10 protein-coding genes are annotated in these 8,078 nt (G+C 68.7%); 3 read left to right on the forward strand and 7 right to left on the reverse strand.

Going from position 1 to position 8,078, the window contains the following annotated elements:
• On the forward strand, positions 1-996 hold a 996-nt coding region (locus tag B7767_RS10700), incomplete at its 5' end, for a Stk1 family PASTA domain-containing Ser/Thr kinase (RefSeq protein WP_143652340.1).
• A gap of 87 nt (positions 997-1,083) precedes the next feature.
• Here the strand turns inward: B7767_RS10700 and B7767_RS10705 are convergent.
• From B7767_RS10705 to B7767_RS10725, 5 genes are all read right to left on the reverse strand, one after another.
• On the reverse strand, positions 1,084-1,848 hold the full coding sequence (locus B7767_RS10705; protein WP_085571990.1) for a class E sortase: 765 nt from the start codon (positions 1,846-1,848) through the stop codon (positions 1,084-1,086).
• A gap of 13 nt (positions 1,849-1,861) precedes the next feature.
• Complete coding sequence (locus B7767_RS10710) at positions 1,862-2,989, reverse strand: class E sortase (RefSeq protein ID WP_085571991.1); 1,128 nt, start codon at positions 2,987-2,989, stop codon at positions 1,862-1,864.
• Positions 2,986-3,660 (reverse strand): aminodeoxychorismate/anthranilate synthase component II, encoded by a 675-nt coding sequence (locus B7767_RS10715; protein WP_085571992.1) that lies wholly within the window; start codon positions 3,658-3,660, stop codon positions 2,986-2,988. The genes B7767_RS10710 and B7767_RS10715 overlap by 4 nt, the downstream gene beginning before the upstream one ends.
• A complete protein-coding gene (locus B7767_RS10720; protein ID WP_176726179.1) occupies positions 3,657-3,818 on the reverse strand; it encodes a hypothetical protein in 162 nt (53 codons plus the stop codon). Before B7767_RS10720 ends, B7767_RS10715 begins: the two co-directional genes overlap by 4 nt.
• Positions 3,819-4,016: 198 nt before the next feature.
• Positions 4,017-4,796 (reverse strand): DUF881 domain-containing protein, encoded by a 780-nt coding sequence (locus B7767_RS10725; protein ID WP_085571993.1) that lies wholly within the window; start codon positions 4,794-4,796, stop codon positions 4,017-4,019.
• Positions 4,797-4,937: 141 nt separating this feature from the next.
• Between B7767_RS10725 and crgA the strand changes: the two genes are divergently transcribed.
• On the forward strand, positions 4,938-5,192 hold the full coding sequence (crgA, locus tag B7767_RS10730; RefSeq protein ID WP_030857015.1) for a cell division protein CrgA: 255 nt from the start codon (positions 4,938-4,940) through the stop codon (positions 5,190-5,192).
• Positions 5,193-5,471: 279 nt separating this feature from the next.
• On the opposite strand, the gene B7767_RS10735 is transcribed toward crgA, so the two are convergent.
• On the reverse strand, positions 5,472-6,362 hold the full coding sequence (locus B7767_RS10735) for a rhomboid family intramembrane serine protease (protein ID WP_085571994.1): 891 nt from the start codon (positions 6,360-6,362) through the stop codon (positions 5,472-5,474).
• Between the two features lie 103 nt (positions 6,363-6,465).
• A complete protein-coding gene (locus tag B7767_RS10740) occupies positions 6,466-7,002 on the reverse strand; it encodes a peptidylprolyl isomerase (protein WP_085571995.1) in 537 nt (178 codons plus the stop codon).
• A gap of 338 nt (positions 7,003-7,340) precedes the next feature.
• Here B7767_RS10740 and B7767_RS10745 point away from each other — a divergent pair, with 338 nt between their 5' ends.
• Positions 7,341-8,042, forward strand: coding sequence for a DUF5324 family protein (locus B7767_RS10745; protein WP_085571996.1), 702 nt, complete (start codon positions 7,341-7,343; stop codon positions 8,040-8,042).
• Positions 8,043-8,078: the final 36 nt, after the last annotated feature.

The following is an 8,078-nucleotide window of genomic DNA, read 5'->3' on the forward strand; positions in this document are numbered from 1 at the left end:
CGCCGCCAGCCGAAGAAGAACAACACCTCGACGATATTGCTGGTCGTGGCGGGTGTCCTGGTCCTCATCGGCGCGATCCTGATCGGCCGCTGGGCCATCAGCGGTGGCGGCGGCGTGGGCAACGACACGGTCGCGGCCCCGAACTTCGTCGGCGAGACCAGAGCGGACGCCGAAAAACTGGCCGTCAACGGCGACTTGAAGCTCACCTTCAAGGAAGAGCCCTGCGAGAACCAGAGCAAGGGCAAGATCTGCGACCAGGACCCCGACGCGGGCACGAAGGTCGAGAAGGACTCCACCGTCACTCTGACGGTCTCCACCGGGGCGCCGAAGGTGGCGGTACCCGACGTGCAGGGTCTCACCTACGAGAAGGCGAAGTCCCAGCTCGAGGAGAAGGGCTTCGTGGTCGAGCAGGAGACGGAGGTCTCCGACCAGACCCCGGGCGTGGTCATCGGGCAGGACCCCGAGGGCGACACGGACCAGGAGAAGGGCAGCACGATCACCCTCACCGTCGCCAAGGAGGCGGACAAGGCCACCGTGCCCGACGTCACCAACAGGACCTGTGACGAGGCCAAGACGCAGATGACCGCCAACGAGCTCGTCGGCAACTGCGTCCAGGTGGAGACGGACAACCCGGCGCTGGTCGACAAGGTCATCGGGACCGATCCCGTGCAGGGCACCCAGCTCGCCAAGAACTCGCCGGTGACCATCCAGATCGGCAAGGCCAAGGAGAACCAGACCTTCGCCATGCCGAAGGTCACCCAGATGACGGTCGGTCAGGCCAAGCAGGTTCTCGCCGGGGCGGGTCTGCAGCTCGAGAGGGTCCAGGGCGGGGGCGACGACAACGCCGTGGTGCTCCAGAGCACCCCGCAGGAAGGCCAGCAGGTCAAGAAGGGCGACAAGGTCACCCTGATCGCCTTCGGCGGCCAGCAGGGCGACAACGGAGGCAACAACGGCGGCATCTTCGGCGGCCTCACCGGCGGCCGCGAGGACGACTGACGCGTCACGACGCCCCGTACGGCAGGAGCCCCGGCCCTCTTCCGAGAGGGCCGGGGCTCCTTGCTTCGCGGGCCGCCCCGCGCGAGGTCAGCGCAGTTCCTCCGGCGGGGTCCGCTGCTCGTCCACCTTCTCCGTGCGGACCAGTTCGCCCCAGACGATGTAGCGGTACTTGCTGGTGTACACCGGCGTGCAGGTGGTCAGCGTGATGTAGTGGCCGGCCTTCTTCCTGCCGGACTCCTTCGGGATCTTCCCGAGGACGTCGACGTTGTACTTCGAGGTCTCGGGGAGGATCGCGTAGGTCTTGTAGACGTACCAGGTGTCCTTCGTCTCGAAGACGATCGGGTCGCCCTTCTCGATCCTGTGGATGCCGTGGAACTTCGCGCCGTGCCCGTCCCGGTGGGCGGCGAGGGAGAAGTTGCCCTTCTTGCCGGAGGTCGGCAGGGTCGCCTTCACGGGGTCGGTGTAGTAGCCGGCCACGCCGTCGTTGAGGACCTTCATCGACGTGCCCTTCTCGACGAGGATCTCGTCACCGCTCATCGCGGGCACGTGCAGGAAGCCGATGCCGTCCTTGCTGTCGTAGGTGGCGGGTTCACCGCTGCCACCGCCGTCGCCGGACCCCTGGGACCAGGAGTCGCGCACCTTGTCCGCCTGCTTGTCCGCCGCGCGGTCGGCGACGACGTTCGTCCACCACAGCGAGTAGACGACGAACAGGCCGAGCACCAGGCCCACGGTGATGAGGAGTTCCCCGAAGAAGCTGACCACCATCGCCACCGGCCCCAGGCGGCGGCGTTCCGGCGGAGGGGACGCGGGCGCGTCGGCGTGCTCTTCGGTGTCGTCGGCGGTCGCTGCCACGTTTCCTCTGCCCTTAACTGACGAGCGCATCCGGCTTGCCCTTGCTGCGCGGCCGTTCCTCGACCATCTTGCCCCAGACGATCAAGCGGTACTTGCTGGTGAACTCCGGTGTGCACGTGGTCAGCGTGATGTAGCGGCCGGGCCCGGTGAAGCCCGAGCCCTTCGGCACCGGGTCGAGGACGCTCACATTGCTCGGCGACGTCACCGGCAGGATCGACGCCATCTTGTAGACGAAGTACTCGTCCTGCGTCTCCACCACGATCGGGTCGCCCGGCTCCAGCCGGTTGATGTACCGGAACGGTTCCCCGTGCGTGTTGCGGTGGCCCGCGAGCCCGAAGTTGCCGGTCTTGGCGTCCGGCATCGCCGTCTTCAGCGCGCCCTCCGCGTAGTGCCCCACCATGCCGCGGTCGAGCACCTTCTTGCTGCTGATGCCCTCCGCGATCGGCACCACCACGTCCAGCTTGGGGATGTGCAGCAGCGCGAAGCCCTGCCCCGGCTCGAACGCCCCCGGCTTGCGCTCGCCGCTGGCCCAGTCGTCCTGGAGGTCGCTGACCTCCTTGCCGGCCTGCGCGTGCGCCCGCACGTTCGTCCACCACAACTGGTAGGTGACGAACAGCAGCATGAGCACACCGCAGGTGATGAACACCTCGCCGATCGCCCGGCTCGCGACGACCGCCGGACTCGCCTTGCGCGCCCGCGCCTGCCGACGCGCCTCCACCCGCGACAGCGGAGCTCGTGACGCCTCCTCAGGCGCCTCTGAGGCCCCTTCCCGGCCCGTCTCCGCGCCAGGGCCCTCCGCGGCCTTGTGAGAGCCTCCACGGCGCCCGTGACGCTTCCTGGCGGCCTTCCTGCGGGCCGCACGCCCGCCCGGTGCCGCTGAAGGAGCCGACGCGGACTCCTCACGTGCCGTCCGCTCCGGCGGCTCGGGGATCCGCAGCGCCACCGTCTCCTCGTCGACCGGCGGCAGATACGCGGTGTTCTCGGCAGCGCCGCCGTAGGAGCCGGACGCCGTGTCGCCGTACCAGCCGTCCCCGTACGCACCCGGCGCCCCGTACGGCTGCCCGCCGTACGAGGTGTCCTGTCCGCCGGCGCCGCCATAGGCGTCGGCGCCGGACTCGCGCTCGGGGCGCAGCGCGGTCACGCCGTGGCCCTGCCCACCACCGGGGCGAGCCCCGCCGACCTCGCCACCGCGCCCTCGTCACCGCACTCCACCAGCCAGTTGGCCAGCATCCGGTGGCCGTGTTCGGTCAGCACCGACTCGGGATGGAACTGCACGCCCTCGACCAGGAGTTCACGGTGCCTCAGCCCCATCACCATGCCGTCCGGCGTCCTGGCCGTGACCTCCAGCTCCGCCGGTACCGTGGCCGGGTCGGCGGCCAGCGAGTGGTAGCGGGTCGCCGTGAACGGGGAGGGCAGGCCCGCGAAGACACCCTTGCCCCCGTGCTCCACCGGCGACGTCTTGCCGTGCAGCAGCTCGGGCGCACGGCCCACGACACCGCCGTACGCCACCTGCATCGACTGCATGCCGAGGCAGACGCCGAAGACCGGCACCCCGGTGGACGCGCAGTGCCGGACCATGTCCACGCAGACGCCGGCCTCCTCGGGGGTACCGGGGCCCGGCGACAGCAGCACCCCGTCGAAACCTCCCCCGCTCCCGGCTCCGCTCGAGCGGGAGGTGCCCCCGCGGACGTGCGCCGTCGACACCTCGTCGTTGCGCAGGACCTCGCACTCGGCGCCCAGTTGGTAGAGGTACTGGACCAGGTTGAAGACGAAGCTGTCGTAGTTGTCGACGACGAGAATGCGCGCGCTCACTGGTTGTCCACCGTCACATCGTTGAAGGGCAGCAGCGGCTCGGCCCACGGGAAGACGTACTGGAAGAGGACGTAGACCACGGCGATGATCAGCACCAGTGAGATGAGTGCCCGCACCCACCCGTTGCCCGGCAGATGCCGCCAGATCCAGCTGTACATGCCGTCCCTTCCGTCGTACCACGGCACCAGACCCACGCCGTACGCCAACAGACTAACGGCGCGACCCCTCCGGTTTCCCGGCCTCCACGGGCTGTGTGAGGCCGGGGCGGGCCCGGCCGTGTGCACCCACGCATACGTGGTTCGGGGCCGATCGCCTCGATGTCCGGGCATGTTTCACGTGAAACCCCGAAAGGGCCGCTACTCCACGGGCTTCGCGTGGTGCAGGTCCACCGTGCCCGAGTAGCCGGGCAGCGTCACCGTCCCGTTGTCCTCGACCTGCCAGCCGAGCCCGTAGACGTTGACGTACACCATGTAGTTCTGGATCGCCGGGGAGGCGCTGAGCGCCTTCTTCAGCTTCTCGGGATCACCGACCGCCGTGATCTTGTACGGCGGTGAGTAGACGCGGCCCTGGAGGATCAGGGTGTTGCCCACACAGCGCACGGCACTGGTGGAGATCAGCCGCTGGTCCATGACCTTGATGCCCTCGGCGCCGCCCTGCCACATCGCGTTCACCACGGCCTGGAGGTCCTGCTGGTGGATGACCAGGTAGTCGGGCTGCGGCTCGGGGTAGCCGGGGAGCTTGGCGGTGGCGTCCGGCGGCGCGTCGTCGAGGGTGACGGTGATCGCCTCGCCCTTGAGCTTCTGCGTGCCGGCGCGCTTCTCCAGGGCGGCGAGCTTGTCGTCCTCCGCCTTGGTGCTGCCGTCGTCGCGCTCGGCGAGGGACTCCACGTCGTCGCGCAACGCTCCGTTGGACTCCTCCAGCTCGCCGTTCTTGCGGCTGCGCTCGTGGATCAGGTCGGAGAGCTTCAGCAGCGAGGCGTCCGTGCGGATGTTGGTGCCCTTGGCCGTGTCGAAGCTGGTGAAGAAGATGAGTCCTGCCAGAGCGAAGACGCCCGCGGTGAGGATCCGCACGGGCCGGAGACGGCGTCGGCGGGCAGGACTGGATTCCTTCCCGGGGAAGTCGGCAGAATTGCTCAACGTACCCTTATCTCCTTCGGCGCCGTGGAAGCACTACGCTAACGGACGCCCGGGGGAGTGCTCGGAGTCCCCTTGTACGCTGCCCCGAGCCCGACCCAGTTCCCTGCGCGGCCACGCAGCGCATCGACAGGAGAGACCCTCGTGCCGAAGTCACGTATCCGCAAGAAGGCCGACTACACGCCGCCGCCGGCGAAGCAGACGACCGCGCTCAAGCTGACCAACCGTGCCTGGGTCGCGCCGGTGATGCTGGCCATGTTCCTCATCGGCCTGGCCTGGATCGTCGTCTTCTACGTCACCGACGGTTCACTGCCCATCGACGCCCTGGGCAACTGGAACATCGTGGTGGGCTTCGGGTTCATCGCCGCCGGGTTCGGCGTCTCAACCCAGTGGAAGTAACGCTCGCCGTACGGTGAGCGTCCCTCTGCCCAGAGCTGTCCATCAGCTCTGGGCAGGGTTGTCCTCTGAGTTATCCACAGGCCTTGTCCACATGTGGATAGGAGACCCGATCTGTGGATAACTTTCGGGACGTTGACGCCGGTGTGACAGAAATACCAGTAACCGAAAATCTGTTCGCACACTGTCTGAGCTGCGGAAACGCTGGTCGATCACCCGGCGCACAGCCTTCCCCGCACCCTGTGCACAAGATCCGGCACCGACTGTGGACAAACTCGGTGCTCAGGTGAGCTGCGCCGTCCTCAGCAGGGTCGTCAGGACGACCACGGCGAGCACCAGCGCACATGTTCCGTACTGCACCAACGCCCGCCGCTCGCGGGGGGCGTGCACCATGGCGTACCCGATCACGACACCGGCGACGAGTCCCCCGACATGGGCCTGCCAGGCGATGTTGCCCCAGCCGAACGTGATGATCACATTGATCACCAACAGGGCGATGATCGGCCGCATGTCGTAGTTGAGCCGGCGCATCAGTACGGCGGTCGCGCCGAACAGCCCGAAGATCGCGCCGGACGCGCCGAGCGAGGCCGTGGTCCCCGCTGCCAGCAGATACGTCAGCGCACTGCCCGCCAGGCCCGAGATCAGATAGAGCGCCAGATAGCGGGCACGGCCGAGGGCCTGCTCCAGCGGTCCTCCGAGCCACCACAGACCGAGCATGTTGAAGCCGATGTGCCAGATCTCCTCGTGCGTGAACATCGAGGTGAACAGGCGGTACCACTCGCCCTCGGCCACCCCCTCGGTGGGAACGAACGGCGCCGGTGGCCAGACGCCGACCAGCACGAGGTGGTCCAGCAGGGACGACCGGGCCTGCACGGCGATGAACACCGCGAGGTTGATCCCGAGGAGGATCTTGGTCAGCAGGCGGGGATCGGCGGCGACGGTTCCACCGGCGAGCGTGCGGGGCATGGAGGCCGTCGGCGCGTGCCCGGTGCCGGGACCTCCCCCTCGGACACACTCCGGGCACTGGAACCCGACCGAGGCGTCGACCATGCACTCCGGGCAGATCGGCCGCTCGCACCGGGTGCAGCGGATGCCGGTCTCGCGGTCCGGGTGGCGGTAGCAGACGGGGACGCGCTGGGCGTCCTGCGGAGTGCCGGCTGCCTGGTCGTCCATGGGATCCCCTAGGTCGTGTGGAAAAGCCCCGCCCCGCCCATCCTTACGGATGAGCGGGGCGATTGGTTCCCTTCGAGGGCTTTCGCACTCCGGGGACGAGGTGTCAGCCCTTGCTGATCTCGCCGATCACGACCGACTCGATCACGACGTCGTTCACCGGGCGGTCGGTGCGCGGGTTGGTCTGCGCGGCCGCGATGGCGTCGACGACCTTCTGGCTGGCGGTGTCGGCGACCTCGCCGAAGATGGTGTGCTTGCGGTTCAGCCAGGCCGTCGGGGCGACGGTGATGAAGAACTGCGAGCCGTTGGTGCCCGGTCCCGCGTTGGCCATCGCCAGCAGGTAGGGCTTGTCGAAGCGCAGGTCCGGGTGGAACTCGTCCTCGAACTGGTAGCCGGGACCACCGGTGCCGTTGCCCAGCGGGTCTCCGCCCTGGATCATGAAACCGCTGATCACCCGGTGGAAGACCGTACCGTCATAGAGCTTGTCCGTGGTCTTCGCACCGGTCTGCGGGTGGGTCCACTCCCGCTCGCCCTTGGCGAGCTCGACGAAGTTCTTGACCGTCTTCGGCGCCTGGTCCGGGAAGAGCCGGACCTGGATGTCGCCGTGGTTGGTCTTCAGGGTGGCGTTGAGCTGCTCAGCCACGATGTGCCTTCCGTTGTCTTTCCGTGACTCCCTGATCCTCGCACGGACGGGACGCGCAGTCGCCCGGCATCCGTTCACAGGTGGGGAACCGGGCCGTTCCGTTTGCGCGGGACCGGGCGAGTGGTCCCGCGCCGGGGGCGCACGGCGCCGATCCGTGGCATTGTCGACGACAAGCTCCCGTTGCCCGCATTCATCCGCTATCGCATTCGATATCACCATTGACCAAGTTCATCGGCACCCGGATGCCCGTCCGCGCATGCCGCGCGGTGACCCGGCAGGCATGATCCGTAAAAGGGTGGAAAGTCGAAATACCGTACGCCACCGAGGAGGAGGAACCCGTGACCCGCATCGACAGCGTGCGCGCCGCGACCGGTTCGGCGAAGGACAGCGTGCTGCACGCCGCGGAAGTGGTGGCGCCCTACGCCGACACGGCCAAGGTCAGGGCCGCGCACTACGCGCAGGAGGCCCGCGTACGGCTCGCGCCCATGGTGACGCAGGCCGCAGGCCAGGCCCGCGTCCAGTACGGCGCCCATGTGCAGCCGTATCTGGAGCAGGCCCGGACTCATGTGCCGCCGAAGGTCGACCTGGCCGCCCACCAGGCCGCCGATCGCACCCGCAAGGTCGCCCGGCAGGCGGCGGACTACTCCCGTCCGAGGATCGAGCAGGCGATGGCCGCCGCCGGTCCCGTGACGGAAGAGGCCGCGGCCCGTGGCGCGGCGGCGCTGGTCGCGCTGCGCGGCCAGGTTCCGGCGCGGCAGATCCAGAAGCTGGTCCGCAAGCAGCAGCGGCGGGCGAAGGCCGGCCGTGCCGCGAGGTTGGTCCTGGTCCTGGGCGCCGTGGCGGGCGGCGCCTTCGCCGCCTGGAAGTGGTGGGACAAGCAGGCCAACCCGGACTGGCTGGTGGAGCCGCCGGCCGCCACGGATGTGTCGTCGGGGTCGGCCAAGCTGACGTCGGTGGACGGCAGCAGCGGGGCCACGCTCGACCCGGAGGTCGAGGCCAAGGAGGCCGAGGAGGCCGCCCGGCGCGACGACCAGTCCTGACGCGCGACGGCATCAACGGCGCGGGGGGGCAGGGGA

Origin of the sequence: Streptomyces sp. 13-12-16 (genome assembly GCF_002114215.1) — a bacterium.
Taxonomy (GTDB): Bacteria; Actinomycetota; Actinomycetes; order Streptomycetales; family Streptomycetaceae; genus Streptomyces.